Here is a 24,255-nt window from a genome sequence, read left to right as displayed (position 1 = left end):
CTTTGCAGTAGGGGACACACATGAAATTTCTCGATCTTGCAAAGGTCTACATCCGGTCCGGGGCCGGAGGTGGCGGCTGCGTCAGCTTTCGGCGCGAAAAGTACATCGAGTACGGCGGCCCTGATGGGGGGGACGGTGGTAAGGGCGGTTCCGTCTGGGTCGAAGTTGTGGACGGGCTGAACACCCTGATCGACTTCCGCTATCAACAGCATTTCTTCGCCAAGAACGGCCAGCCGGGCAGGGGGCAGCAACGTACCGGCAAGGACGGTGATGACATTGTCTTGCGCGTGCCTGTCGGCACCGAGATTCTGGACGAAGACGAGGAAACGGTCATCTGCGATCTGACTGAAGTGGGCCAGCGCGTTCTGCTGGCCAAGGGCGGCAATGGCGGTTTCGGCAACCTGCACTTCAAATCCGCCACCAATCAGGCGCCCCGCCGTGCAAATCCGGGGCAGGCAGGCATTGATCGTACGATTTGGCTGCGTCTCAAGCTGATCGCCGATGTGGGCTTGCTGGGTATGCCAAACGCGGGAAAATCGACCTTTCTTGCAGCTACGTCCAACGCGCGGCCCAAGATTGCGGATTATCCGTTTACCACGCTACACCCTAATCTGGGAGTGGTGGGCGTCGACAATGCGGAATTCGTCGTGGCCGACATCCCTGGCCTGATTGAAGGCGCCCATGAAGGACGCGGGATCGGAGATCGCTTCCTTGGTCATGTTGAGCGCTGTGCTGTGCTTCTGCATCTTGTCGATGGAACGTCGGAAACAGTTGCCGATGATTACCGCACGATTATCCACGAGCTTGAAGCCTATGGTGGTGAACTGGCCGAGAAACCCCGGATCACCGTCCTGAACAAGGTTGATGCGCTGGATGATGAAGAACGTGATCTGGCCAAATCCGAACTGGAAGAGGCCGTTGGCGGCCCCGTGATGACGATGTCCGGCGTTGCTCATCAAGGTGTAACCGAGGTTCTGCGCGCGTTGCGCGGCCAGATTGATGACAATCGTGTTCGCCAGAAACCCGCTGAGGAGGCGCAGCCTTGGCAGCCCTGACCTCAGCGCGTCGCCTGGTCGTCAAAATCGGCTCTGCTCTGCTGGTCGATCGGGATACAGGTTTGCTTCGTTCCGATTGGCTGCATACTCTGGCACAGGACGTGGACTGGCTCAAACGGCAAGGGACGGATGTTATTCTGGTCTCGTCGGGGTCGATCGCGCTGGGGCGCGGTGTTCTGGGTCTGCCCGCAGCGGCTTTACCTTTGGAAAAATCGCAGGCTGCCGCTGCCGTTGGACAAATTCGTCTGGCACGCGCCTATGAAGAAGCGTTAGCACCACATGGAATCACCACGGCGCAGGTTTTGGTGACGCTGGAGGACAGCGAGAATCGCCGCAGATACCTGAACTCGCGCGCGACTCTGGAAACATTGCTTGGCCTTGGAGTCGTGCCGATCGTCAATGAAAATGATACAGTGGCAACGGATGAGATCCGGTATGGTGACAATGACCGTCTGGCCGCGCAAATCGCGGTAACGGTCGGCGCGGATCAGCTGATCCTTCTGTCAGATGTGGATGGCTTCTATTCCGGCAACCCGAATGAAGATGCTTCAGCTACCCGGTTCGAAACCATAGACCGGATCACGCCCGAAATCGAAGCCATGGCGGGTGATGCGGGTTCTGGTTTGTCAAAGGGCGGAATGAAGACAAAACTGCTGGCTGCCCAAATGGCCACCGCGGGTGGTTGTGCGATGGCAATCACTGAAGGATCGATCTTGAACCCTCTGAAAAGGCTAGAGAATGGTTCAAGCTGTACGTGGTTCACCGCAACGTTGGACCCGCATGCAGCGCGCAAGCGTTGGATTTCAGCCATGAAACCGCGTGGTGAGATCACTGTCGATGAAGGGGCTGCCAACGCGCTGGCCAATGGCAAAAGCTTGCTGCCCGCGGGTATTGTCGAAGTGACTGGTGATTTCGGGCGCGGCGACCCCGTTTCGATCCTTGACCCAAAAGCGCGCCGACTGGGGCAGGGTATCAGCCGTTATACCGCGCAGGAGGCGGGCGCGATCAAGGGGCGTAAGTCTTCCGAGATCGAGGCCACGCTGGGCTACCCCGGCCGCGCTGCCCTGATCCACCGGGATGATCTGGCCCTGTAACCATCGAATAAGACGACCTGAGAGGCACGCGACATGAAAGACTTTGACAGCATTCCAGCTCTGATGGCCGATCTTGGGAAACGTGCCAAGGCGGCATCACGTAAACTGGCTTTTTCAAGCGCCGAACGAAAGCATGCCGCTCTGATTGCGGCAGCCGAGGCGGTTTGGGCCAATCGCGGGGAGATCATCGAAGCCAACCAAAAGGATCTGGAGTTTGGCATTGAGAAGGGCCTGAGCCCGGCGATGATGGATCGCCTTATGCTGGATGAGGCGCGTGTTCAGGGCATGGTCGATGGTTTGCGCGCGGTGGCTGATCAGACCGATCCGGTGGGCGAAGTGCTGGCCGAATGGGACCGACCGACAGGATTGAATATCCAGCGCGTGCGCACCCCGCTGGGTGTGATCGGCGTGATCTACGAAAGCCGCCCAAATGTAACCGCTGACGCAGGCGCGTTGTGTCTGAAATCCGGAAATGCTGTCATCCTGCGGGGCGGGTCCGAGAGTTTTCATTCCTCAACCGCGATTTATGCCTGCTTGGTAGAAGGGCTGAAGGCCGCCGATCTGCCGGAAGATGCGATTCAGCTGGTGCCGACACGTGACCGCGCTGCGGTGCAGGAGTTGCTGACCCTGACCGACTATGTCGACGTCATCGTTCCGCGCGGAGGCAAGGGGTTGGTGGGCCTTGTGCAGCGTGAGGCTCGTGTGCCTGTCTTTGCGCATCTTGAAGGTATCGTGCACATCTATGTCGACAAGGCGGCTGATCCGCAGAAAACGTTGGACGTGGTGCTGAACGCCAAAACCCGTCGCACCGGCATCTGCGGTGCTGCCGAATGCTTGCTGATCCATCAGGACATCGCCGAAACGCTGGGGCGTGACGTGATCGCCGCGCTCGTGAATGCTGGGGTTGAGGTTCACGCCGACGGCATACTTGCGGTTGAGGGTACAGTTTCCGCAACGGCTGAGGATTGGGGAAAAGAGTTTCTGGACAGTGTTATCGCGGCCAAGCCTGTCGCTGACATCGACGCAGCCATTGCGCATATCCAGCGATACGGATCAAACCATACCGATTGTATCATGACCGAGGACGGCGCTGCTGCGGCCCGTTTTTTTGAGCGCCTAGATAGCGCGATCCTGATGCACAACGCTTCGACTCAGTTCGCCGATGGTGGTGAATTCGGGATGGGCGCCGAGATCGGAATCGCCACGGGCAAAATGCATGCCCGCGGCCCGGTGGGGGCCGCCCAATTGACCAGTTTCAAATACCTGGTGCGCGGGAACGGAACGACCCGGGACTAAAAGCGCAGCAAAACACGGGTCGCAGCGGTTTCGACTGAAACGCGCCGACCCATTGCATTTGCCGTTTCGGGCAGCAGAGCGAACTGGACCTGCGCAGGTGTAATCTTGTTGGGGAACCGACCGGTTGCAACGTGTTTCCACAGTTCAGCATCCACATTCAGTTTGTCTGCGGTCCCGGTGATCGTCCATTTTTCATCTTGGGTTTTGAATTCGACCGTTCCGCCCAGTGGCATGGCGCTTTCGCAGCACATGATTCCCAAAAAGGCCAGTTTGACCTGATTTCGCGGCACGGGTTCCTTCAGATTCCAAATGACCCGTACCCGTCCGGTGCGTTCCATATCCTTGAGCAGTTCAGTCACTTCGGCTCGCCCAAGCGGTTGTTCTCCTGCTGATCCAAAGGCAACCCTGAAAAAACGGATGCGCGCACCAGCGCTGCCGACGCTGCCCGAGATCAACTCCATCTCGGGGCCCTGCACCGCGCCAACCATGTCCAACAGTTCCAGCCCGTTGGTGATTGCACCGATCGGGCTGATCAGATCGTGGCAGATTCGGGAGCCGATCAATTCAGCCAGGTTGACGTTCGTGTTGCCCATGCGTACCTCCTGCGGTATCTGCCGCAGGAACCGGAAGCCCCAAATGACAGACATGAATGCTATTCTTGCACCGGGCATGTTTGTTCGCCACCCGGATTTCCCCGAATGGGGTGTCGGACAGGTTCAGTCCAACGTCGCAGGCAAGATCACCGTGAACTTTCGCGAGCAGGGGAAAGTGGTAATCGACGGAACGCGCATCGCCCTGATGCCGGTCTTTGATCCGTGAAACTGGTTTAAGAAGAGTTAACAGAAAAGGCCAGATGCCCACTTGTTGCCTTCCCCTGAAGAACTGGGGTATCAGCCGCGATGACAACATAGGATCGATAAGTCAGACATGCCGGACGCTGGCCCCTCGTTCACGATCAAATTGGCGGAAACTCAAGACGAACTGCACGCCGCGCAGCGGTTACGCTATGACGTGTTCGTGCGTGAACTCGGCGGCGGGGGCGAGCTGATCGATCATGTGACTGGGTTGGAACGTGACCGGTTTGATCCTTACTTCGATCACTTGCTGGCCCTTGATGACGCGACAGGGGAAGTCGTCGGCGTTTACAGGCTGTTGCCGGGCGATCGTGCGGCAGAATTGGGTCAGTTTTATTCCGAAGACGAATACGATCTGACCGTTCTCAAGCAAAGTGGCCGCAAGCTCTTGGAACTGGGCCGGTCGTGCCTGCACAGGGACTACCGGGGCGGTACGGCGATGTATCATCTCTGGAATGGTCTCTCTAGGTATGTGGCCGAACGTGAGATCGAAATCCTGTTCGGTGTCGCCAGTTTTCATGGCACGGATGTGCAGGAACTGGCCCAGCCATTGTCCATGCTGCATCACAATCATCTGGCGCCGCCAGACCTGCGGGTGAGGGCTCAGCCGAGCGTGTTTCAGACCATGGATCTTGTCGCACCGGACGCATTGGATCGTCGCAGCGCCATGTTGCAGGTTCCAGCCCTGATCAAAGCCTATCTGAGGCTCGGCGGTTTCGTCGGCGAGGGGGCGTTCATCGATCACGACTTCAACACCACCGATGTGTGCCTGATCCTGGATACGACCCGTATGAACGAGCGGCAGAAGCGCATCTATGGCGGAGCTTGAATCGGTGAATGATCCGCTTTGGAACAGTGAGGAAGCGCCGGACCCAATCGAACTGGGTTTTGTCGGTTGGATACTCGTTTTACTGAGGGGATTGCCTTTGGCCATCCTTGTGTTCGGCGGTCTGCTTGTTCTGTTGGCCATTCGACTGATCGAGTTGCCGTTTTTTGGCGTTCACCGCCCCGTTACACCTTTTATCAGCCAGTTCGTGTGCCGAAACGCGCTTCGCATCCTTGGAATTGGATTTCACTGCTCGGGCGCGTTGATGAAGGAGCACGGTGCAGTTGTCGCCAACCACACATCCTGGCTGGATATCTTTGCCTTGAACGCCCGCAAGAGAGTCTACTTCGTGTCCAAGGCAGAAGTTGCAAACTGGCCGGGTATCGGATGGTTGGCACGGGCCACCGGGACCTTATTCATCGAGCGGGATCGCAAAAAGGCGCGCGAGCAGACGGCGATCTTCGAAGAACGACTCAAGGCCGGACATAAATTGTTGTTCTTCCCCGAGGGCACCTCGACCGACGGATTGCGTGTTTTACCCTTTAAAACAACACTCTTTGCCGCGTTCTTTTCAGAAGAATTGCGTGATTTCATGTATGTTCAACCGGTTTCGGTGGTGTTTCACGCACCGAAAGGTCAGCCTGACCGTTTCTATGGCTGGTGGGGCGATATGGATTTCGCGCCGCACCTGCTCAAGACTTTGGGTGCGCGCAGACAAGGATCCGTTGAACTGATCTATCATTCGCCGGCCCGGATCAGGGACTTCGCCAACCGCAAGGAACTGGCGGCCCATTGCGAAGCGGCGGTGCGCCACGCTCATGCATTGGCGCGGCTTGAAAAATAAGGGCATTGACCCTTGCACTGCGTCCAAACCTGCCGTATACGCGCGCCATTCAAACCCGCAGGCGGGGTTTGGGCTTTGTAGGGGAGACATCCCTATCTGGCCCGCCGGTTGGAGCATCCGCTTCTTTCACCCCCGCCGAGGCGTAAACCGGAAAAGGAAAATAGCATGGCTCTTCCCGAGTTCACCATGCGTCAGCTGCTGGAAGCTGGCGTTCACTTTGGTCACCAGACACAGCGTTGGAATCCCCGCATGGGCCCGTTCATCTACGGCTCGCGCAATGGTATCCACATCATGGACCTGACCCAGACTGTTCCAATGCTGGACCAAGCTCTGCAGGCCGTTCGTGACACCGTTGCAAAAGGTGGCCGCGTTCTGTTCGTTGGTACCAAGCGTCAGGCAGCTCAGCCGATTGCAGAGGCTGCAGAAAAGTCGGCTCAGTACTACATGAACCACCGTTGGCTGGGTGGCACGTTGACCAACTGGAAAACCGTTTCCCAGTCGATCAACCGTCTGAACCAGATCGACGAAGCAATGGAATCGGGCGCCGAAGGCCTGACCAAGAAAGAGCGCCTGGGCATGGAACGTGACCAGGGCAAACTGCAGGCATCGCTGGGCGGTATCCGTGAGATGGGCGGCGTTCCTGATCTGCTGTTCGTCATCGACGTCAAGAAAGAAGCACTGGCCATCGCCGAAGCCAACAAACTGGGTATCCCGGTTGTGGCTGTTGTCGACACCAACTGCTCACCCGACGGTGTCGACTACATCATCCCCGGTAACGACGACGCAGCCCGCGCAATCTCTCTGTACTGCGATTTGGCCGCACGCGCGGCTCTGGACGGTATGACCGCTCAGATGGGCGCAGCAGGTGTTGACCTGGGTGCATTCGAAGAAGCGCCGGTTGAGGAAGCCGTTGTGGAAGAAGCACCCGCAGAAGAAGCCGCTCCGGAAGCGAAAGCCGAAGCGTAAGCTGCCCGTCACGTAAATGACATATGGGGCAGGGTAGACCTGCCCCAATTCCGTTTGAATTGAGGAGAGCCAAGAGATGGCAATCACAGCAGCAATGGTTAAAGAACTGCGCGACTCGACCGGCGCAGGCATGATGGACGCAAAAAAGGCGCTGACCGAAACCGGCGGAAACATGGACGAAGCCGTTGATTGGCTGCGTACCAAGGGTCTGGCCAAAGCGGCCAAGAAATCCGGCCGTACCGCAGCAGAGGGTCTGGTTGCAGTGCACGTCAACGATGGCAACGGTGTTGCTGTCGAAGTGAACTCGGAAACCGACTTTGTCGCGAAAAACGCGGAATTCCAGGAAATGGTCGGCAAGATTGCTTACGCGGCTGAAGGCGTAGACAACGTAGAAGAGCTGCTGGCAGCTGATCTGGGCGGCAAAACCGTTGCAGACACCCTGACCGACAAGATCGCCACGATTGGCGAGAACATGTCGGTGCGCCGCATGGCCAAACTGTCGGGCGACACCGTTGTGTCCTACGTCCACAATGCGGCCACCAACGGCATGGGAAAAATCGGCGTTCTGGTTGCTCTGACCGGTGGCGACGAAGCAATCGGCAAACAGGTTGCAATGCACATCGCAGCCGTGAACCCGGCGGCCCTGTCCGAAGCAGACATGGACCCGGCAGTTGTCGAGAAAGAAAAGCAGGTCCAGATGGACATCGCCCGCGAATCCGGCAAGCCGGAGCAGGTGATCGAAAAGATGATCGAAGGCCGTATGAAGAAATTCGTCGCGGAATCGACTCTGCTGAACCAGCAGTTTGTCGTGAACCCTGACCTGACCGTCGAAGCAGCGGCCAAGGAAGCCGGCGCGACCATCACCGGCTTTATCCGCCTGGAAGTTGGCGAAGGTATCGTGGTTGAGAAAGAAGACTTCGCAGCCGAGGTCGCCAAGGCCGCTCAAGGCTAAGTGGCACAGGGAAAGTGCCGAAAGCGGCATTTTCCAATAAAATTAAAGGGTTACGCATAGCGTGACCCTTTTTCTTTTGCTATTGGCAAACAGAATACTTCAGCGATCTATAGAAGAATTGGAGGGCCCCGCATGATGGGGATGGTCGAGGCCCCCCAAAATTTCCGACACTGGCACGCGGACAAATAGGCGCCCCCTTGTCAGAGTGATCGGAGAGCTTTGTTATTGCAAAGATCCAACCCAATGTTCCCTGGCTAAAGCCACCACTCACGGAACACTCTCACTTTGCAACTTTTAGGTTTGATTTGAAAAGTAGTGATTTCCTTACCTAAGGTAAACTGACGCGGGATAGCGTCAAAATATTGCGGTTATACTTCCATAATGAACATCTGATTGTGCAGAGACGCCTTGAGAACCGCCTGCGCCGTCGTTTCGACCGAGAGAGCCTCTCGCGCGAGTCGCAGATGCTTTTCTACAGTTGCAGATGTCAGTCCCATCAACAGCGCGATATCCTGAGTGGTTTTCCCGTCTCCGACCCACTGCAACGCTTCGCGTTGTCGCTTGGTCAGTGCTCGATTTGGCGGATGGAACGGCAATGTCAGGATTTTCAGGTGGGCGACATTGTTCATAAGAAGAATGTCGTCGCCGTGTTCTTCCCAGACCGCATCCACGTCTTCCTGGCTTAGCCCATTGGCAGCAGCCAGAGAAATCGCTCCCTTCGAGCGCATGGAAACTGAATTGAAGCTGACGGTATAGCCAGAAACCACACCCATGGACTTGTTGAAATCGAAAACTTCGCGCTCCTTCGCGGTCATCGTTCCGCCCGAGTTCATGTCTTGCAGCATTTTCCAGCTGGCAGCGCCTTCATTGTCCAACGCCCACTTCAACATCGGGGCATGAAAATAAAGCCCATCCTTGATGAAACCGTCGACATAGGCCCGTTTGTGGTTTGTCAGAATTACGAAATCTTCGGGATCGCCCAGAGACGTCTCCGTCCTGTATTGCGTATGGCCATAGATCAGGCGGGAAAACCCGAATTCACCCATCTGGCGGCAATGTGCATCCCACAGGTCTTCCAGGGTCTTAGCGTAGCTGACAAACTGAAGATATTCCTTGAGCTTCATGTCGAGTTGCCTGCTTTCAGATGAGCCGCGAGCGCGTCCAGCGCCAGAATATAGCTTTGGGCACCGAAACCACAGATCTGACCCAATGCAACAGAGGCTACATAGGACCTGTGCCGGAAGGCTTCTCGGGCATGAATGTTGGAGAGATGCACTTCGACAACCGGTAACTCTACAGATGCAATGGCATCCATGAGGGCAATCGACGTATGCGTGAACGCCCCTGCGTTCAGTATCAAGCCGCTTTGCACACCACGGGCCGCATGAATAGCGTCAAGTAGCACACCTTCGTGATTGGATTGCAGATGCGTTACATCCAGCCCTATCGACGCCCCATGCTGAACGCAGCGGTCCTCGATCATGTGCAATGTTGTGTCGCCGTAAACCTCGGGCTGCCGTGTACCAAGCAGATTGAGGTTTGGGCCATTCAATACCAAGACGTTATACATGTTTTCACTATCCCCATACTATGGTTCATAGACACGAAAAGGCCGGGTTGTCTACCTGACACTGCCGGATTGCATCCGGTCAGTTGCTCAGAAAACAGAACTCGTGATGGTCGAAAAAACTGAGTTCAAACATCCCACCCGAAAACACCGTGTATCCCTGTGGACATGGGCCATGCTTTTTCTCTTGGTCTTCCATTGGCCGGGAAACAGGTTTTCAGGTTCTCTTTGATCGATTTCAGGTTCGGCAACGAGGGTCTTTCCAGGATTTTCGGGCGGCCCTGCGCGACGCTGAGTAATACTTGCAAACCGTCTCCGATGAGACTGTAGATTGTTGTGTAAAATTTTTTGTGCAACCCGGGTTCGTGCCAATGCAGTGAACGGTAGATTGCCGTGTCGGCAACAGGCCTTCGAACCGGGTCAGAATGCAGACGAAACCAGACTTGATTGAGGAGCATGACAATGACACCGGATACCCTTTTCTCGTTGCCCGGCAAAACCGCATTGGTAACTGGCGGCGCCACGGGTATCGGGCGAATGGCCGCTGAAGCATTGGTCAGGGCCGGTGCACGTGTTTTGATCACCTCCCGAAACGGGGACGCATGTATCAAGGCCGCCGCCGAGTTGAATGCGCTGGAAGCACCCGGAAGTGCCGAAGGATTTGCCGGAGACATCGGCAGCGAGGCCAGCATCGCCAATCTGGTTTCGGACATTCAGAAACGCACTGAAACTCTTGATATTCTGATGAATAACTCCGGTGTGACCTGGGGTGCTCCCTTGGGGCAGTTTCCGCATGACGCCTGGGAAAAGGTGATGTCGGTCAACGTGGCCGGAGTATTCGAACTAACCCAGAGGCTACTGCCGATGTTGATGGAGTCTGGCACAGCAGACGATCCGGCGAGAGTTGTAAACGTCGGCTCTGTGATGGGAGAGGTTCCCATGGGGGATGGCGCCTATAGCTATTCAGCCTCGAAGGCCGCTGTTCTGCATCTAACCAAAATCCTGGCCAAGGAATTGTCGCCTTACCACGTGACGGTCAATGCGCTGGCTCCGGGACCGTTCGTTTCGCGGATGACAGCCTTTGCGACAGCGGACGAGGGCAAGCGCGAAAAGGTCGGTAAGTCAGTGCCTCTTGGGCGTGTTGGCTGTGATGAAGATATAGCGGGGTGTATGCTGTTCTTATGCGGGCGCGGCGGCAGTTATGTCACCGGTTCGGTTATCCCGATTTCAGGTGGGATCAACGTTGTAACGTCAGGCAATATCTTCGCTGACGCCTTTTGAGGGAGGCTGCGTTTGAAACCAAGACCTTTCACAACGCATTGGTTTTACTTCTCTTCTTGTTTTTCGACAGCTCAATTTCCAGGTTCGGCAAGCTGTTTTTGCCAAAGAACATTTCGGATCCGTAAAACAGGCTGGGAACACCAAAAACGCCCCGACGAACAAACGTTTTGGTCTGATCCTTCAAGTTCTGTTTGATTTCAGGACTCGTCATGGCTTCGCGCAGCTTGCGAACCGGCAGTTCGTTTTCTTGCAGAATATCGACGAGAACGGCCAACTCGTCAGCTTTTTGTCCATGCACCCAAATCGCATCAAAAACGGCGCTTATATATCTGATTTCCCATGATTTTCCCCTGGCGAAATGGGCGCCACGCATCGCGAATTTTGTATTTATCGGAAAATGCGGGCTCATATGGAAGCTCAGCCCGCGACGTCGCGCGAACCTATGCAGGTCATGGGTAAGATAAGCGGTTTTCTGACGGTTCTCAGAAAACGCCTGAAATGGGCTCTGGTTGTGCGTGGCTTTGAAAACAACAGGCAGAAGGACTGGGGTATAATTGATCTTGGCACTATGCCGCGCCGCCAGCTCTGGCAGTATCTTGTGGGCCAGAAAGGCATTTGGGCTGCAAAAATCGTAAACGAAATCTATGTTTTGCGTCATGATGTCCCTCCAGGCCGGTCCGGCATGACCCCATCCAAAAATTTACAAGCGAATCTGTATCGGTTTCACTGTATCACTTGGATGAAGGACGTGCCTCTTGGCTCTGCTTATTTAACCGTTTAATTCAGCCCGGGATCTGCTGTTGTTTCAGGCCCCACGCATGCACGATATTGGTCAACAACTGGCGGAACTCAAAAAAATGCTTCAAAAACAAGTCATGTTCGATCAAACGCGGCTTAGCCGGCTTTGCACCTGGATGGACAGCTCTGTAGAGCAGCGTAAATATGCAGGCTCGTCCTTTTTGCTAAAGCACAAGGGAGAAGAGGTTTTTTTCCACTCGAGCGGTCTACGCAGTGTTGAGGACAATCTGCCGTTCCAACGCGACACGCTGGCGCGCATTTACTCGATGACCAAACCCGTCACTTCTGTTGCTTTGATGATGTTGGCGGAACGTGGACTGTTTCACCTCGACGCGCCTCTGTCCGATTTCCTTCCCGAGTTTAAACAGATACAGGCTTTGGTGCCCGGCGCAGAAAAGCTGGATCAAACCGAAGACGCAGCACCCCCAACTCTACATCAGTTACTCACCCACACCAGTGGTCTCAGCTATCCGTTCAATCCCGGGATTCTACCGGACGCGATGGATGAAAAGGGTCTAATCTTCAAACCAGATCAAGGGCCTCTGAGAGATCTCGTATGTGAACTGGCAGAGTTACCATTGGCATTCCAACCCGGAACACGGTGGGAATACTCTGTCGGAACCGACGTGATTGGACGCGTTGTCGAGGTCGTCTCGGGACAGGCTTTGGATCAATTCTTCCGGCAGGAAATTTTGGCTCCCCTCGGGATGGGCGAAACCGGGTTTTCAGTACCAGCCGGGGCAGGGGACAGGTTCGCATCCCTTTACACCCCGCTGGTCGGCGACGCGATGGCGTTGAACTCGCTCGACCAAGGAAGCGATACACTACGATTGATCGATTCTCACGAGGGCTCGCCATTCGAGAACGCGACGACCTTTTCAGGTGGCGGTGGGTTGGTGTCCACAATCGACGACTATGCCAAATTCGTCGAGATGCTACGTAATCGAGGGGCCGGAAATGGCCATCAATTGCTTGGTCCAAAAACAGTGGACTTCATGATGCGTAACCACTTGCCGGGTGATATCGCCTCGATGGGTCCAAAGAGCTTTGCGGAACAACCCATGGAAGGCATGGGATTTGGCCTTGCCGGATCGATTGTTCTGAATCCGGGTCGGGTGCGTGTGCCCGGATCAGTTGGTGATTTCAGTTGGGGTGGCATGGCCTCGACCTATTTCTGGAACGACCTGGAGAACGACCTGACGGCTGTGTTCTTTACTCAATTGTCGCCGTCCAGTTCCTATCCATCCCGTGCTGAACTCAAGGCATTGGTGCACGCCGCCATGATTGAATGATCTTGCTCGGGCTGATACCCGGGTCTCGAGTAATCAGCCTGAGAGCAAACAATGACCGAAGCGGAACGCATCTTACTGGATCTTCTGGATATTGAACGGCTTGAGGTCGACCTTTTCCGCGGCACGGGATCGGGTGGAGAAACACCAACCCGGATTTTCGGCGGTCAGGTCATTGCGCAGGCCTTGGCCGCTGCATACAGAACCGTAGATGACCGGTTGTGCCATTCCCTGCACGCCTATTTCATCCGACCCGGAGACCCGGATAAGCCCGTTATTTATCAGGTGGATAGAGCACGTGACGGAGGTTCGTTCACTACCCGCCGCGTCGTCGCAATTCAGAATGGCAAACAGATCCTGAACATGTCGGCATCCTTTCACGTTCAGGATGAAGGTTGGGAGCATCAGCATCCGATGCCAACTGTGAATCCACCCCAGACATACCCATCCCGCTCCGAACTTCGACAAGCATACGTTGATCGCGTGCCTGAAGGATTTCGCAGTGAACTTCTGCGTGAACGCCCGATCGAAGTCCGGGAGGTGGATCATCTGGATCCGTTCAACCCCGAAGTGTCGGACGACCACAACAAAACTTGGTTTCGCATGGCGGCTGCCGCGTCTGCGGACGCGAAAACTCAACATCTTCTTTTGGCCTATGCGTCAGATATGAACCTCATGTCGTCGGGTTTGCGACCTCACGGGCTGAGCTGGTTTTCCGGAGAGTTCAACGGCGCCAGCCTGGATCACGCTCTGTGGTTTCATGCACCCGTGAAATTTCAGAACTGGCATCTGTATGTGATGGATTCCCCATGGACGGGGCAGGGACGCAGTTTCAATCGTGGGTCGATCTACTCGGAAGACGGAACCCTTGTCGCGTCGGTGGCTCAGGAAGGTCTTATGCGGAAGGCTCAGGGAAAACGTTAAATATCCGGCGTAAATATTTGATTCAATTTACACATTCCGCCCAGCCAGCGGTCGTAATCAGCCGCTTTGAGCCGCAAATAATCCAGAACCTGCGGATGTGGAAGAACCAGAAACCGTTCGGATCGGATGGCTTGAACGCAGGCTTCCGCGACGTCTTCGGGCTCCAGCATTCCGTCGATCGATGCTACTGAAACCTCGTGTCCCTCAGTCATCTTCGACCGAACCGCCTGAGGACAAAGAACCGAAACCCGCAGACCTTTGGCGCCATAGGTCAGCGACAGCCACTCAGCAAATCCGACCGCTGCATGTTTCGTGACACCGTATGGCGCTGCACCTGGTTGGTTCAGCAATCCCGCTGCAGACGCCGTTGTCATAATATAACCGCCGCCGCGACCGATCATGCGAGGCACCAGATGTCGCGCGGTCCACACGTGCGACATCACGTTGATTTTCCAAATCTTTTCCCATTGATCGTCCGGAACATCCAGACCGCCAATAGTCAGGATACCGGCATTTGCGCAGAACAGATCAATTGGGCCAACAGTGTTTTCGGTGAAATCGATCAACGTCCTGATCTGATCTTCGCTGGAAACGTCACAAGTGAATGCAACGCCATCAATTTTGTTTGCGACCGCATGCGCTCCGGCTTTGTCTATATCCGAGCAGATGACACGCGCACCTTCTTGTGCAAAGCGTTCCGCCAAACCCTTGCCAATACCATCAGCGGCGCCGGTAACAACGACAGTTTTATTTCTGATCTGCATAGTACGTTCCAAAACAAGTAACTTGCGTGGTCTGGCCAGAGTGTTCACTTTGCAGACAAGTTACAAGTCGACAACTTTAACCATAATACCGATTATACGTCTTTCTGCTGAAGCATGGTGGATTCACAAATTAAATACGTCTCCTGTCAAAATTCAAATGGTTTGCACGTTATAAGCCCACACCAAGTAGCTACCCCAACGCGTATCCTGCGCCACGAACGGTTCGCACTGGGTCATTCCCACCATATTGCGTCAGAGCTTTGCGCAAACGCCCGATATGTACATCGACGGTTCGGGTATCGACATAGATGTCGCGGCCCCAAACCCGGTCCAGCAATTGCTCGCGGCTCCAGACCCTGCCCGGCTTTTCCATAAATGTGCTGAGAAGCCGGAATTCGGTCGGCCCGAGCTTCAGGGGTTTGTTGTCCCGGCTGACTTTGTGTGTTTCGGAATCAAGAACGATGTCATCGAACTCGAGGCGCAAACCAACAGTCGTGGGACGGACGCGGCGCAATTGCGTGCGAACGCGTGCCATCAACTCGACCACTGAATACGGCTTGACCACGTAATCATCCGCCCCGGTTTCAAGACCGCGAACCTTGTCCACTTCCTCGGACCGGGCCGACAGCATGATAATCGGGATTGAACGTGTATCCGGGCGGCTTTTCAGACGACGACAGACCTCTATGCCACTCAGATTGGGCATCATCCAGTCCAGAACGATGATGTCCGGACTGTCTTCGTCAACCAACAGCATGGCCTCATCACCGTTGGCGGCCTTGGAGACCCGAAATCCTTCAGCTTCAAGATTGTAGGCCAGAACTTCACGCTGAGCCATTTCATCCTCTACAACCAGAACGGTAGGTTGATCTGCGGACATCTCACTCGCCTCCTAAACGGTTTGCGACGTGTTGTCGGCCTTGGGCCGAGCCTCGGTCGGGCGGTCGCCAGTGACCAGATACACAACCTGTTCGGCAATCGAGGTTACATGATCGCCCATACGTTCAATGTTCTTGGCGATGAAATGCAGATGCATGCAGGCCGAGATATTGCGCGGATCCTCGGCCATGAAAGTCAGAAATTCGCGAAACAGGCCGTTATACATCTGGTCGACCTCTTCATCGCGGTTGATGACATCTGTGGCCAGCTCTGCATCGCGCTGAATATAGGCATCAAGCGCATCACGCAGCATCCGTTCGACCTCGCGGGCCATACGGCGCAGAGCGGCGGCGCTTCCAGTGATCTCGCCCGCATTGACCAGAACGGTGGTTCGTTTGGCGATATTCTTGGCATAGTCGCCAATGCGCTCAAGGTTGCCGGACACCTTCAGAACCGACAAGATCAGTCGCAAGTCACCGGCCGTGGGCGCACGCAACGCAATCAACCTGGCAGTTTCTTCGTTAATAAGCTCTTCAAGCGCGTCGATGGCTTTGTCGCCCTTGCGCACTTCTTGCGCCAATTCTTCGTCGCGTGTTTCAAGCGAGCGCGCCGCGTTTATGATGGCGGCCTCGACTAGCCCGCCCATCTTCATGATATGCGCCTGGATCGCTTCAAGATCGCGGTCAAATGCAGATGCAATATGTTGTTCGCTCATTGTCAGATACCTGTGCTTAGCCAATACGGCCGGTAATGTAGCTTTCCGTGCGCGGATCGACCGGATTGGTAAAGATCTGTCCGGTTTCGCCGAATTCAACCAGATTTCCCAAGTGGAAGAAGGCCGTTTTCTGACTGACACGCGCAGCCTGCTGCATCGAGTGGGTGACGATCACCACCGAATACCGCGAGCGCAATTCGTCGATCAGTTCCTCGACCTGTGCGGTTGCAATCGGGTCAAGGGCCGAGCACGGCTCGTCCATCAACAGAACTTCGGGTTCGGTGGCAACCGCACGGGCAATGCACAAACGCTGCTGCTGGCCGCCGGACAGGCCCGTTCCAGGCGCATCCAGACGATCCTTGACCTCATCCCAAATTGCACCACGGCGCAAGGATTTTTCTACGATTTCATCCAGTTCCGCCTTATTTCTGGCCATGCCGTGAATGCGCGGGCCATAAGCGACGTTGTCATAGATCGACTTGGGGAACGGGTTGGGCTTTTGGAACACCATTCCGACCTTGGCGCGCAACTGTACTGGGTCGACACGCTTGTCATAGATGTCCTCGCCATCCAGCAGGATATCGCCCTCAACCCGGCAGATATCTATGGTGTCGTTCATCCGGTTCAGGCAGCGCAGGAAGGTGGACTTGCCGCAGCCGGAAGGACCGATGAAGGCCGTGACGGTTTTGTCTTCGATTTCAACGCTCACGTCCTTAATGGCATGGGTCTCACCGTAGAAGACCTGAACATTCTTGGCGTCTATCTTGATGTCTTTGGAGTCCACGGATCTCTCCACTCGTGTCATGTCGTTCATTTCGGCCCCTATTACCAGCGGCGTTCAAAGCGGCGGCGCAAGATGATTGCGATGATATTCATGGTCAGCAGGAACATCAAAAGGATGATGATCCCACCCCACGCCTTCTCGTAAAAGCCGGCGTCAGCGCGTGCGGCCCATGTATAGATCTGGGCGGGCATAGCTGAGTTCGGCTCGGTAAAGCCCGCGAGGAAGCCGTCAGGATAACCTCGCGCAACAAATCCAACCATGCCGATCAGCAGGAGCGGCGCTGTCTCTCCCAAGGCTTGTGCAAGACCGATAATTGTACCTGTCAAAATGCCCGGGGCAGCCAATGGCAGCACGTGATGGAACACCGCCTGCATTTTTGAGGCCCCTACCCCCAATGCCGCATCGCGGATCGAAGGAGGAACCGCTTTCAAAGACGCACGGGTCGAGATGATGATTGTCGGCAGTGTCATCAGGGTCAGAACCAGACCGCCGACAAGCGGTGCCGATTGTGGCAGGTGCATGAATTGGATGAACACGGCCAGGCCCAGAATACCGAAGACAATGGACGGAACCGCTGCCAGGTTCGAGATATTCACCTCGATCAGGTCAGTGAACTTGTTCTGCGGCGCAAACTCTTCGAGGTAGATCGAAGCAGCAACGCCAATCGGCAGTGACAGACAAAGTACCACCAGCATCATGAAGAACGATCCAACAACCGAGACACCAATGCCTGCACCGCCGGGGTTGTCCACGCCTGCGTCGGCACCAGTAATGAATGGCCAGTTGAATGCCTGCTTGATGATGCCTGCCTCTTCCAGCGCATCGACCAGATCCAGGTCGCTTTTTTGCAGAAACCGGCTGTCCTGCATGGTGTCACGGGACACGCGACCTTTGAAATACCCGTCCACCCGGCTGGATGCCGCCAGATCGAAACTGACCGGCTCGCCGAGCTTATCTGGGTTTTCGGAATAGAAGGTCCGGATTGTCCCGCCGACTTTACCCAAAAGACGCTCGATCGCGGCCTCATCAAAATCAACGCTGATTCCGCGTTCAGCAAGTTCACTGTTCAACTGAGCGATGAACAGGTTGGAATAGGCCTTTGTCTTGAACAAGGTCTCTTCGACCTCGTCCCTCTGCGGCTCAGTCAGCGTGAAATCCACACTGACGACCGTGCGTTGGAAGGCCGGGATCCCCTGCGACAGGATTGAAGCAAACAAGACAACCAGAAAGAACAGGCCAGTTGCAATTGCAGCGATGCCATATGCGCGAAAACGTTTTTCGGCTCTGGCCCGTTTCTTCGTGTGCGCGTCAGTAGCCGTGAGCGAGATCGTATGTCGACCGGATTGCGGGCTTTGCATGCTGGTGTCGGTCATTCGTACTGCTCCCGGTACTTACGCACGATATACAGGGCAAAAACGTTAAGCCCCAAAGTAAGAATGAATAGTGTCATGCCAAGCGCGAAGGCGACCAGCGCCTCGGGGGAGGCAAAGTCAGCGTCGCCGGTCAACTGACTGACGATCTTGGCTGTCACGGTTGTCATGGCTTCGAACGGGTTCAGGCTGAGGCGGGCCGCGGCCCCTGCCCCGAGAACCACGATCATGGTCTCGCCGATGGCGCGCGATGCAGCCAGAAGGATCGCGCCGACGATACCCGGCAACGCGGCGGGCAGAACGACCTGACGGATGGTTTCCGATTGCGTGGCACCAAGACCGTATGAGCCGTCGCGCATCGCCTGCGGGACCGCATTGATAATGTCGTCAGACAGCGAAGAGACAAACGGGATCAACATGATCCCCATCACCAGACCGGCTGTCATCACGGCGGTGCCGGCTTTCATCCACCCCAGGCCATTGTCACCGAAAACGTCCAGCAGAAGTGGACCGACGGTCAACAGCGCGAAGAGACCGTAAACAATGGTCGGAATACCGGCCAAAACCTCAAGCAATGGTTTGGCAAAAGACCGCAAACGGGACGAGGCGTATTCGCTGAGGTAGATCGCGGCGAACAATCCTATCGGCACCGCAACCAGCAGCGCCACGACAGAGATGTAAAGCGTCCCCCAAAGCAACGGTATTATGCCGAGTTCGGACAACCCTCCGCGGCCCGAAAAGCTGGGTGCCCAGGTCATGCCGAAAAAGAAATCTGATGCGGGGTAGAGCTTGAAGAATTCCCAGGTGTTGAAAACCAGGGACAGGACAATGCCCACTGTTGTCAGAATGGCTACCGACGCGGCGGCCAGAAGAAGGGCTTTAACGCCCTGTTCAACAACGTTGCGCGCACGATAGTCAGCGTTGGTTTGCAACCAGCCCATTACGGCGCCGATCAAAGCAACCGTGAGAACAGCGACGGACATGATTACATAGCCGGTCGAGCTCATGGCCCGATAGCCCTGAGCTGCGCGCAATACCGGCTGGGTGATGTCCGACGTCACCACCTGGCCTGCTTCCTTCAGTTTCCGGGTAATCTCCGTGACATCTGCATGGGCATCGCTGGCGACAGTCTCGGTCAGGTTGCCTTGTGCGACCGCGCTGTCCAGCCCGGCGGCTGTGCGGCGTACTTCCGCCATGACCAGACTGCGCGAAGAGCCTTCCTTGATCACTGTTTCCGGTATCATGCCTGACACCTGCGAGTTAACAAAGAAAGGCTGTGCCAACAGCCAGACAATCATGAGACCGACAGCAGGGACAAGCGTCTTCAGCGCAACGTTCGCGCCATAAAAGGTGGGCAGGGAATGCAGGTTCCGACTGTCACCACCTGCGTTCTGCAACGCGCGTATGCGTCCAAGTATATAGCCGACAGCTGCGATCGCAGACACGATCAGAATAAGCCAAAGTATCGGCATGACACCCCCAGTTACTCTCGATTGCGATGAGAAAAGACAATGAAGGGGCGACTGATCCGTCGCCCCAAGATGCGTTAAACCAGTGTCAGACTTAGCTGCCCGAACCCATGGTGACTTCGTTGGCGATGGCGTCCTGAGTTTTTGCAAGCTCAGGATCAGCAACCAGTCCGTAGTTGGCAAGCGGGCCTGACGGACCGGCGATTTCGTCAGCAGTGAAGAACTGAGCGTATTCCTTCAGGCCCGGGACCACGCCGATATGAGCTTTCTTTACATAGAAGAACAGCGGGCGCGAAACCGGATATTCACCGGTGGAAATGGTCTCGGTCGACGGGGCAACACCCGACATGGTCGCAACCTTCAGCTTGTCGGCGTTGTTTTCGTAAAACGCCAGACCAAACACGCCGATGCCGTTGGGGTTGGTGTCGATACGCGCCAGAGTTTCGGTGTAATCACCGTCGATATCGACCGATTTGCCATCGGTGCGAACCGCCAGACAAGCATCTTCAGCGTCGTCTTCGCTCATGCCGCCAGCAATCATGGCTTCCATTGCGCCGGTTTCTTCACATCCGATCAGCAGAACTTTTTCTTCAAACACTTCACGTGTGCCGTGCTTGGTGCCCGGGATGAAGCCAGCGATTTCAACATCGGGCAGTTCCGAATTGAACTCAGCCCAGCTGTTGTAAGGGTTATCAGCGATCTCGCCGTCTTTCAGCACTTTTGCGCCCAGGGCATTGAAGATATCCGCAGGTTCGAAAGTAGTGAAGTCAGGCCCGGTTTGCTGGCTTGCAAATACGATGCCGTCATAGCCGATACGGACTTCCATAATGTCTGTCACACCGTTTTCGGCACAGGCTTTGATCTCTTTTTCGCGGATCGCGCGCGATGCGTTCGCAACGTCGATGGTGTTTTCGCCAACGCCTTCGCAGAAACGCTTCAGACCAGCCGACGAACCGCCGGATTCAACGACCGGAGTTGGAAAATCTGTGTTTTCACCGAACAGTTCGGCTACGATCGAGGCATAAGGCAGAACGGTCGACGAGCCGGCAACCTGAACGTTGTCACGCGCCGCAGCAGTGGTTGTCGAGACGGCAGCGATAGCCAGCGCAGATGCCGACAGTTTTACAAAGGACATTTCAGTCTCCCTGAAAAGGTATGCTTGATCACCCCCATGATGATCCTGCGGGCACCCCTATGGGGCGTGCGTAAGTCTTTTGTGACAGGTGTGTAACACTTTCATGACAACCAGGACTTTTTTGCGAGTTAACCGCTAAAACGCTGACGACCAAGAAAGCCGGAACAAGGCCGACTTAGGTGTCTATCTGGGCAAAATCACCGTAAAAACAGAACCTTTTCCCAACTCGCTTTCCACACGAAGTCTTCCACGATGACGATTTACGATGTGCTTCACGATCGCAAGGCCCAGTCCCGTTCCGCCCAGTTGGCGCGACCTGTGACTGTCCGCGCGATAGAATCGCTCTGTCAGGCGCGGCAAGTGAACGGCATCTATGCCGGGCCCTTTGTCTATGACCTGAATTCTGACAGCCGGGCCGCGCATCGCCGGATCCCTGTCCGCGGGCAAGACACGTACGGTGACGCTGCCGCCACTGGCGCCATACTTGATCCCGTTCTCGATGAGATTGGTTAAAACCTGCCGTAATTGGTCGCCGTCACCAGTGATTGAAAGCGGGCCGTTTGTCACGTCCAGCGACAGTACCACGCCAGCGTCTTCCGCAAGGGGCCGCAGCGAATTTATCGTGGATTGCAGAAGGCCGGTAAGCTCCAGCTGTTGCTTGGGTCGAACACGTTCTTCGCTTTCGACCCGATTCAACGACAAAAGATCTCCGACCAGACGGTTCATCCGGTTGGCTTCATCGGCCATGATCTTGAGAAACCGATCCCGTGCCGCAGGGTCTTCACGTGCGGGACCTCGCAAGGTTTCAATAAAACCCATCAAAGCGGTCAGCGGGGTGCGCAACTCATGGCTGACATTGGCTACGAAATCCCGTCGCATCTGGCTGGCATGTTCCAGATGAGTGGTATCCTGAAAGGTCACCATGACGGCCCCTCCGGACGCGGCACCTACCCCGTTCAAATATCTGCATTCAACTTCGTACGCTGTGTCCTGCGCGCCATCATTGGACAGATGACGAGTTTTTTTTGCGCTTTTGCTTGTCAGGGCTTGCTCGATGGCATCCAGAACCTGCGGCTGTCTCAAAATGGTCGCGAAATGGCGCCCGACAATTTTCTGTCCCAGAAGAGACGTTGCATCCGTGTTCGCCGCAATGATCCGTTCGGTCTGATCGACCACCAGCGCCGGCAACGGGATCGCAAGGACAATTTCCTGAAGAACGTCTTCGGTCATGCTTCAAAACCCAATCAACCCAATCGCCTTACTGCGCAGGTTTTAAGGTTTCACGAAACTTGCGCATATTTTCTTGGTAGTGCAGCGCACTGAACGTGATCCTTTGTGCCGCAGCCTCGTCCAGCTGGCGCACAACCTTGCCCGGCGATCCCATGACAAGCGAATTGTCGGGGATTTCCTTGCCCTCGGTGATCAGGGCTCCTGCTCCGATCAGGCAGTTCCTACCGATCTTTGCCCCGTTCAGAACGATCGCGCCCATTCCAACCAACGTGTTTTCACCTATGGTGCAGCCATGCAGCATCACCTTGTGCCCGATGGTGCAGTTCCGACCAATCGACAAAGGAAACCCGGCATCTATGTGCATCACGCAGTTTTCCTGAACGTTGCTGCCCTCACCGATCCGGATTTCTTCGTGATCCGCGCGAATCGTACAGCCGAACCAGACCGAGGCCCCCTGCTCCAGTACAACCTTTCCAATAAGATTGGCATCAGGCGCGACCCATGTATCCTCATGAATTTGCGGGGCGTGCTCGCCCAAGGCGTAAATGGTCATGACAATCCCTCGAACTCATTCTGCAACTTGCGTACGTGTTGTTGCAACGTGGGTTGCTGAATGCGGCGCATCCGTTCAGCGCTTACGATAGTCTTCAGCTTGTCCTCGGTTGCCTCGAGATCGTCGTTGATCAGGACATAGTCGTAATAGCCCCAGTGACTGATCTCGTCCCAACTTTTGAGCATCCGTCGGCCGATAACGTCATCACTGTCCTGCCCACGGGCTTCCAGACGGCGACGCAGCTCGGAGATAGACGGCGGCAGAATGAAGATCGACAGGGCGTGCTTGCCCAGATCCGAATTTCTGATCTGCACTTCACCCTGCCAGTCAACGTCGAACAATACGTCCCTGCCAGCATTGATCGAGTTTCGGACCGGTTCAGCGGGAGAGCCATAGAAATTACCAAATACATGGGCATGTTCCAGCATCTGCCCATCAGCGACCTGCTGTTTGAATTCGTCCTCGGACAAGAAGAAATACTCGCGCCCATGCTCTTCCCCGGGACGCGGAGCACGAGTTGTCGCCGAGATCGAGAATTCCAGATCCGTATCCCAGGCCATCAGCCGTTTGGCCAGGGTCGATTTGCCCGCGCCGGAAGGAGAAGACAGGATGATTAATAGGCCTCGGCGGTCCGCCATGTCAGTTGTTCCCATTCTTATTCTACGTTCTGCACTTGCTCTCGCATCTGATCGATCAACGCTTTCAATTCCAGCCCGACGGACGTCAGATCCGAGCTTTGCGCCTTGGAACACAGCGTGTTGGCCTCGCGGTTGAACTCCTGCATCAGGAAGTCCAGCTTGCGGCCCACGGCCCCGTCCTGCGCCAACAACTCACGTGCGGCACCTACATGCGCGGTCAGGCGGTCGATTTCCTCGGTGATGTCGGCCTTGACCGCGATCATCGCCAGCTCTTGCGCGACACGATCAGGATCTGCGCCTTGCGTATTCTCCAGCACCCGCGCGAGGTTTTCACGCAGCGCCTCGGCCATTTTGCCCTTGCGTTGCTCTGCAATCGTCGCTGCTTGCGCCGTCAGTTCCGCGACCTGATCCAGTTGCGTGTTCAAGACCGCCGCCAAAGCTTCCCCTTCGGTCTTGCGCATGTCTATGAACGCGGCCAGAAGATCTTTGAAGTCGGACGTCAGATGCGCAACAAGCGGAGTCGGATCGTCGGCCTCGGTTTCTGCATCCATCATCCCCTTGAGTGCGAGGAGATCTGACGCACGTGCCGGCGCGAGCGTGATGCCGCGCGCAGCTGCCAGTGCCTCTGTTTGCTCAAGAGCGGTCAGGGCCGCAGCCATCGCGGCTTCGTTCAAGGCCAGCTCCAGTGCGGAATCCTCTCGGTTCACGCGCATCGACAGGGTCACGTTTCCACGGCTCAGAGATTTGGACAGGGTCGCCCGCAATGAAACTTCGAGGCCGGTCAACCAGTCGGGCACACGCAGACGCATGTCCAGTCCCTTACCGTTTACGCTGCGAAGCTCCCACGACCAGCTGTGCAGGCCGTAAGTTCCCTTCCCCGAGGCAAACCCGGTCATGGATCTGATCATGATGGCCCTTTCCTGTTCCCCTGCTGTTTCGAGCATGTGCCGCACCTAATGCTATTGACTGGTG

General features: G+C 55.7%; 26 protein-coding genes. 11 read left to right on the top strand and 15 right to left on the bottom strand.

Annotated elements, in window-relative coordinates:
* The first annotated feature begins 20 nt into the window (after positions 1–20).
* The 3 genes from obgE to D1823_RS05515 are packed head-to-tail and all read left to right on the top strand — an operon-like array spanning position 21 to position 3,445.
* The gene (gene obgE / locus D1823_RS05525) at positions 21–1,055 is read left to right on the top strand and encodes a GTPase ObgE (RefSeq protein WP_117868976.1); all 1,035 of its coding nucleotides are present in this window, start codon (positions 21–23) and stop codon (positions 1,053–1,055) included.
* Positions 1,043–2,149 (top strand): glutamate 5-kinase, encoded by a 1,107-nt coding sequence (gene proB, locus D1823_RS05520; RefSeq protein WP_117868975.1) that lies wholly within the window; start codon positions 1,043–1,045, stop codon positions 2,147–2,149. Before obgE ends, proB begins: the two co-directional genes overlap by 13 nt.
* 33 nt (positions 2,150–2,182) lie before the next feature.
* Positions 2,183–3,445, top strand: a complete 1,263-nt coding sequence (locus tag D1823_RS05515; RefSeq protein ID WP_117868974.1) for a glutamate-5-semialdehyde dehydrogenase — start codon at positions 2,183–2,185, stop codon at positions 3,443–3,445.
* Here the strand turns inward: D1823_RS05515 and D1823_RS05510 are convergent.
* Complete coding sequence (locus D1823_RS05510) at positions 3,442–4,038, bottom strand: histidine phosphotransferase family protein (RefSeq protein WP_117868973.1); 597 nt, start codon at positions 4,036–4,038, stop codon at positions 3,442–3,444. The two genes, D1823_RS05515 and D1823_RS05510, sit on opposite strands and share 4 nt — an antisense overlap.
* Before the next feature lie 43 nt (positions 4,039–4,081).
* Here D1823_RS05510 and D1823_RS05505 point away from each other — a divergent pair, with 43 nt between their 5' ends.
* The 5 genes from D1823_RS05505 (at position 4,082) to tsf (ending at position 7,887) form a co-directional block, all read left to right on the top strand.
* The gene (locus tag D1823_RS05505; protein ID WP_117868972.1) at positions 4,082–4,264 is read left to right on the top strand and encodes a DUF3553 domain-containing protein; all 183 of its coding nucleotides are present in this window, start codon (positions 4,082–4,084) and stop codon (positions 4,262–4,264) included.
* A 108-nt stretch (positions 4,265–4,372) separates the two neighbouring features.
* A complete protein-coding gene (locus D1823_RS05500; RefSeq protein ID WP_117868971.1) occupies positions 4,373–5,128 on the top strand; it encodes a GNAT family N-acetyltransferase in 756 nt (251 codons plus the stop codon).
* Positions 5,115–5,969, top strand: a complete 855-nt coding sequence (locus tag D1823_RS05495) for a 1-acyl-sn-glycerol-3-phosphate acyltransferase (RefSeq protein ID WP_117868970.1) — start codon at positions 5,115–5,117, stop codon at positions 5,967–5,969. Before D1823_RS05500 ends, D1823_RS05495 begins: the two co-directional genes overlap by 14 nt.
* 165 nt (positions 5,970–6,134) lie before the next feature.
* A complete protein-coding gene (gene rpsB / locus D1823_RS05490) occupies positions 6,135–6,935 on the top strand; it encodes a 30S ribosomal protein S2 (RefSeq protein WP_117868969.1) in 801 nt (266 codons plus the stop codon).
* A gap of 76 nt (positions 6,936–7,011) precedes the next feature.
* Complete coding sequence (gene tsf, locus D1823_RS05485) at positions 7,012–7,887, top strand: translation elongation factor Ts (RefSeq protein WP_117868968.1); 876 nt, start codon at positions 7,012–7,014, stop codon at positions 7,885–7,887.
* Positions 7,888–8,255: 368 nt separating this feature from the next.
* On the opposite strand, the gene D1823_RS05480 is transcribed toward tsf, so the two are convergent.
* Together D1823_RS05480 and aroQ are read right to left on the bottom strand one after the other, a co-directional pair.
* Positions 8,256–9,011, bottom strand: a complete 756-nt coding sequence (locus D1823_RS05480; RefSeq protein WP_117868967.1) for an autoinducer binding domain-containing protein — start codon at positions 9,009–9,011, stop codon at positions 8,256–8,258.
* Positions 9,008–9,457, bottom strand: a complete 450-nt coding sequence (aroQ, locus tag D1823_RS05475; protein ID WP_117868966.1) for a type II 3-dehydroquinate dehydratase — start codon at positions 9,455–9,457, stop codon at positions 9,008–9,010. The genes D1823_RS05480 and aroQ overlap by 4 nt, the downstream gene beginning before the upstream one ends.
* Positions 9,458–9,916: 459 nt before the next feature.
* Between aroQ and D1823_RS05465 the strand changes: the two genes are divergently transcribed.
* Complete coding sequence (locus D1823_RS05465; protein WP_117872758.1) at positions 9,917–10,735, top strand: SDR family NAD(P)-dependent oxidoreductase; 819 nt, start codon at positions 9,917–9,919, stop codon at positions 10,733–10,735.
* 28 nt (positions 10,736–10,763) lie between these two features.
* On the opposite strand, the gene D1823_RS05460 is transcribed toward D1823_RS05465, so the two are convergent.
* A complete protein-coding gene (locus D1823_RS05460) occupies positions 10,764–11,393 on the bottom strand; it encodes a 2-hydroxychromene-2-carboxylate isomerase (protein WP_117868964.1) in 630 nt (209 codons plus the stop codon).
* Between the two features lie 217 nt (positions 11,394–11,610).
* On the opposite strand from D1823_RS05460, the gene D1823_RS05455 reads away from it, so the two are divergent.
* Positions 11,611–12,825 (top strand): serine hydrolase, encoded by a 1,215-nt coding sequence (locus D1823_RS05455; protein WP_254683802.1) that lies wholly within the window; start codon positions 11,611–11,613, stop codon positions 12,823–12,825.
* Between the two features lie 51 nt (positions 12,826–12,876).
* The gene (locus D1823_RS05450) at positions 12,877–13,746 is read left to right on the top strand and encodes an acyl-CoA thioesterase II (protein ID WP_117868963.1); all 870 of its coding nucleotides are present in this window, start codon (positions 12,877–12,879) and stop codon (positions 13,744–13,746) included.
* Here D1823_RS05450 and D1823_RS05445 read toward each other — a convergent pair.
* The 11 genes from D1823_RS05445 to D1823_RS05395 form a co-directional block, all read right to left on the bottom strand.
* Positions 13,743–14,510, bottom strand: a complete 768-nt coding sequence (locus tag D1823_RS05445) for an SDR family oxidoreductase (RefSeq protein ID WP_117868962.1) — start codon at positions 14,508–14,510, stop codon at positions 13,743–13,745. The genes D1823_RS05450 and D1823_RS05445 overlap by 4 nt on opposite strands.
* A gap of 190 nt (positions 14,511–14,700) precedes the next feature.
* Positions 14,701–15,390: a phosphate regulon transcriptional regulator PhoB gene (gene phoB / locus D1823_RS05440; protein ID WP_117868961.1), complete on the bottom strand. Its 690-nt coding sequence runs from the start codon at positions 15,388–15,390 to the stop codon at positions 14,701–14,703.
* A gap of 12 nt (positions 15,391–15,402) precedes the next feature.
* Positions 15,403–16,104 (bottom strand): phosphate signaling complex protein PhoU, encoded by a 702-nt coding sequence (gene phoU, locus D1823_RS05435; RefSeq protein ID WP_117868960.1) that lies wholly within the window; start codon positions 16,102–16,104, stop codon positions 15,403–15,405.
* Between the two features lie 16 nt (positions 16,105–16,120).
* The gene (pstB, locus tag D1823_RS05430; RefSeq protein ID WP_117868959.1) at positions 16,121–16,918 is read right to left on the bottom strand and encodes a phosphate ABC transporter ATP-binding protein PstB; all 798 of its coding nucleotides are present in this window, start codon (positions 16,916–16,918) and stop codon (positions 16,121–16,123) included.
* A gap of 11 nt (positions 16,919–16,929) precedes the next feature.
* Positions 16,930–18,261, bottom strand: a complete 1,332-nt coding sequence (pstA, locus tag D1823_RS05425; protein ID WP_117868958.1) for a phosphate ABC transporter permease PstA — start codon at positions 18,259–18,261, stop codon at positions 16,930–16,932.
* On the bottom strand, positions 18,258–19,730 hold the full coding sequence (pstC, locus tag D1823_RS05420; protein WP_117868957.1) for a phosphate ABC transporter permease subunit PstC: 1,473 nt from the start codon (positions 19,728–19,730) through the stop codon (positions 18,258–18,260). Before pstC ends, pstA begins: the two co-directional genes overlap by 4 nt.
* Before the next feature lie 91 nt (positions 19,731–19,821).
* A complete protein-coding gene (locus tag D1823_RS05415; RefSeq protein ID WP_117868956.1) occupies positions 19,822–20,862 on the bottom strand; it encodes a substrate-binding domain-containing protein in 1,041 nt (346 codons plus the stop codon).
* A gap of 183 nt (positions 20,863–21,045) precedes the next feature.
* On the bottom strand, positions 21,046–22,092 hold the full coding sequence (locus D1823_RS05410; protein ID WP_117868955.1) for an ATP-binding protein: 1,047 nt from the start codon (positions 22,090–22,092) through the stop codon (positions 21,046–21,048).
* Positions 22,093–22,120: 28 nt separating this feature from the next.
* Positions 22,121–22,645 (bottom strand): gamma carbonic anhydrase family protein, encoded by a 525-nt coding sequence (locus D1823_RS05405; protein WP_117868954.1) that lies wholly within the window; start codon positions 22,643–22,645, stop codon positions 22,121–22,123.
* A complete protein-coding gene (gmk, locus tag D1823_RS05400; RefSeq protein ID WP_117872756.1) occupies positions 22,642–23,283 on the bottom strand; it encodes a guanylate kinase in 642 nt (213 codons plus the stop codon). The genes D1823_RS05405 and gmk overlap by 4 nt, the downstream gene beginning before the upstream one ends.
* 17 nt (positions 23,284–23,300) lie before the next feature.
* Entirely contained in the window at positions 23,301–24,191 is an 891-nt protein-coding gene (locus D1823_RS05395) for a YicC/YloC family endoribonuclease (RefSeq protein ID WP_205511964.1), read from the bottom strand.
* Positions 24,192–24,255: the final 64 nt, after the last annotated feature.

Origin of the sequence: Ruegeria sp. AD91A (assembly GCF_003443535.1) — a bacterium.
GTDB lineage: Bacteria > Pseudomonadota > Alphaproteobacteria > Rhodobacterales > Rhodobacteraceae > Ruegeria.
The sequence above is the reverse complement of the archived record's forward strand: the minus strand, read 5'-3'. Positions and strand labels throughout refer to the sequence as shown.

Bases quoted from the DNA above. Each gene is read 5' to 3' on its own strand.
- obgE (WP_117868976.1), top strand. From the start codon at position 21: ATGAAATTTCTCGATCTTGCAAAGGTCTACATCCGGTCCGGGGCCGGA.
- D1823_RS05515 (WP_117868974.1), top strand. From the start codon at position 2,183: ATGAAAGACTTTGACAGCATTCCAGCTCTGATGGCCGATCTTGGGAAA.
- D1823_RS05510 (WP_117868973.1), bottom strand. From the start codon at position 4,038: ATGGGCAACACGAACGTCAACCTGGCTGAATTGATCGGCTCCCGAATC.
- D1823_RS05505 (WP_117868972.1), top strand. From the start codon at position 4,082: ATGACAGACATGAATGCTATTCTTGCACCGGGCATGTTTGTTCGCCAC.
- D1823_RS05500 (WP_117868971.1), top strand. From the start codon at position 4,373: ATGCCGGACGCTGGCCCCTCGTTCACGATCAAATTGGCGGAAACTCAA.
- D1823_RS05495 (WP_117868970.1), top strand. From the start codon at position 5,115: ATGGCGGAGCTTGAATCGGTGAATGATCCGCTTTGGAACAGTGAGGAA.
- rpsB (WP_117868969.1), top strand. From the start codon at position 6,135: ATGGCTCTTCCCGAGTTCACCATGCGTCAGCTGCTGGAAGCTGGCGTT.
- tsf (WP_117868968.1), top strand. From the start codon at position 7,012: ATGGCAATCACAGCAGCAATGGTTAAAGAACTGCGCGACTCGACCGGC.
- D1823_RS05480 (WP_117868967.1), bottom strand. From the start codon at position 9,011: ATGAAGCTCAAGGAATATCTTCAGTTTGTCAGCTACGCTAAGACCCTG.
- aroQ (WP_117868966.1), bottom strand. From the start codon at position 9,457: ATGTATAACGTCTTGGTATTGAATGGCCCAAACCTCAATCTGCTTGGT.
- D1823_RS05465 (WP_117872758.1), top strand. From the start codon at position 9,917: ATGACACCGGATACCCTTTTCTCGTTGCCCGGCAAAACCGCATTGGTA.
- D1823_RS05460 (WP_117868964.1), bottom strand. From the start codon at position 11,393: ATGACGCAAAACATAGATTTCGTTTACGATTTTTGCAGCCCAAATGCC.
- D1823_RS05455 (WP_254683802.1), top strand. From the start codon at position 11,611: ATGTTCGATCAAACGCGGCTTAGCCGGCTTTGCACCTGGATGGACAGC.
- D1823_RS05450 (WP_117868963.1), top strand. From the start codon at position 12,877: ATGACCGAAGCGGAACGCATCTTACTGGATCTTCTGGATATTGAACGG.
- D1823_RS05445 (WP_117868962.1), bottom strand. From the start codon at position 14,510: ATGCAGATCAGAAATAAAACTGTCGTTGTTACCGGCGCCGCTGATGGT.
- phoB (WP_117868961.1), bottom strand. From the start codon at position 15,390: ATGTCCGCAGATCAACCTACCGTTCTGGTTGTAGAGGATGAAATGGCT.
- phoU (WP_117868960.1), bottom strand. From the start codon at position 16,104: ATGAGCGAACAACATATTGCATCTGCATTTGACCGCGATCTTGAAGCG.
- pstB (WP_117868959.1), bottom strand. From the start codon at position 16,918: ATGAACGACATGACACGAGTGGAGAGATCCGTGGACTCCAAAGACATC.
- pstA (WP_117868958.1), bottom strand. From the start codon at position 18,261: ATGACCGACACCAGCATGCAAAGCCCGCAATCCGGTCGACATACGATC.
- pstC (WP_117868957.1), bottom strand. From the start codon at position 19,730: ATGCCGATACTTTGGCTTATTCTGATCGTGTCTGCGATCGCAGCTGTC.
- D1823_RS05415 (WP_117868956.1), bottom strand. From the start codon at position 20,862: ATGTCCTTTGTAAAACTGTCGGCATCTGCGCTGGCTATCGCTGCCGTC.
- D1823_RS05410 (WP_117868955.1), bottom strand. From the start codon at position 22,092: ATGACCGAAGACGTTCTTCAGGAAATTGTCCTTGCGATCCCGTTGCCG.
- D1823_RS05405 (WP_117868954.1), bottom strand. From the start codon at position 22,645: ATGACCATTTACGCCTTGGGCGAGCACGCCCCGCAAATTCATGAGGAT.
- gmk (WP_117872756.1), bottom strand. From the start codon at position 23,283: ATGGCGGACCGCCGAGGCCTATTAATCATCCTGTCTTCTCCTTCCGGC.
- D1823_RS05395 (WP_205511964.1), bottom strand. From the start codon at position 24,191: ATGATCAGATCCATGACCGGGTTTGCCTCGGGGAAGGGAACTTACGGC.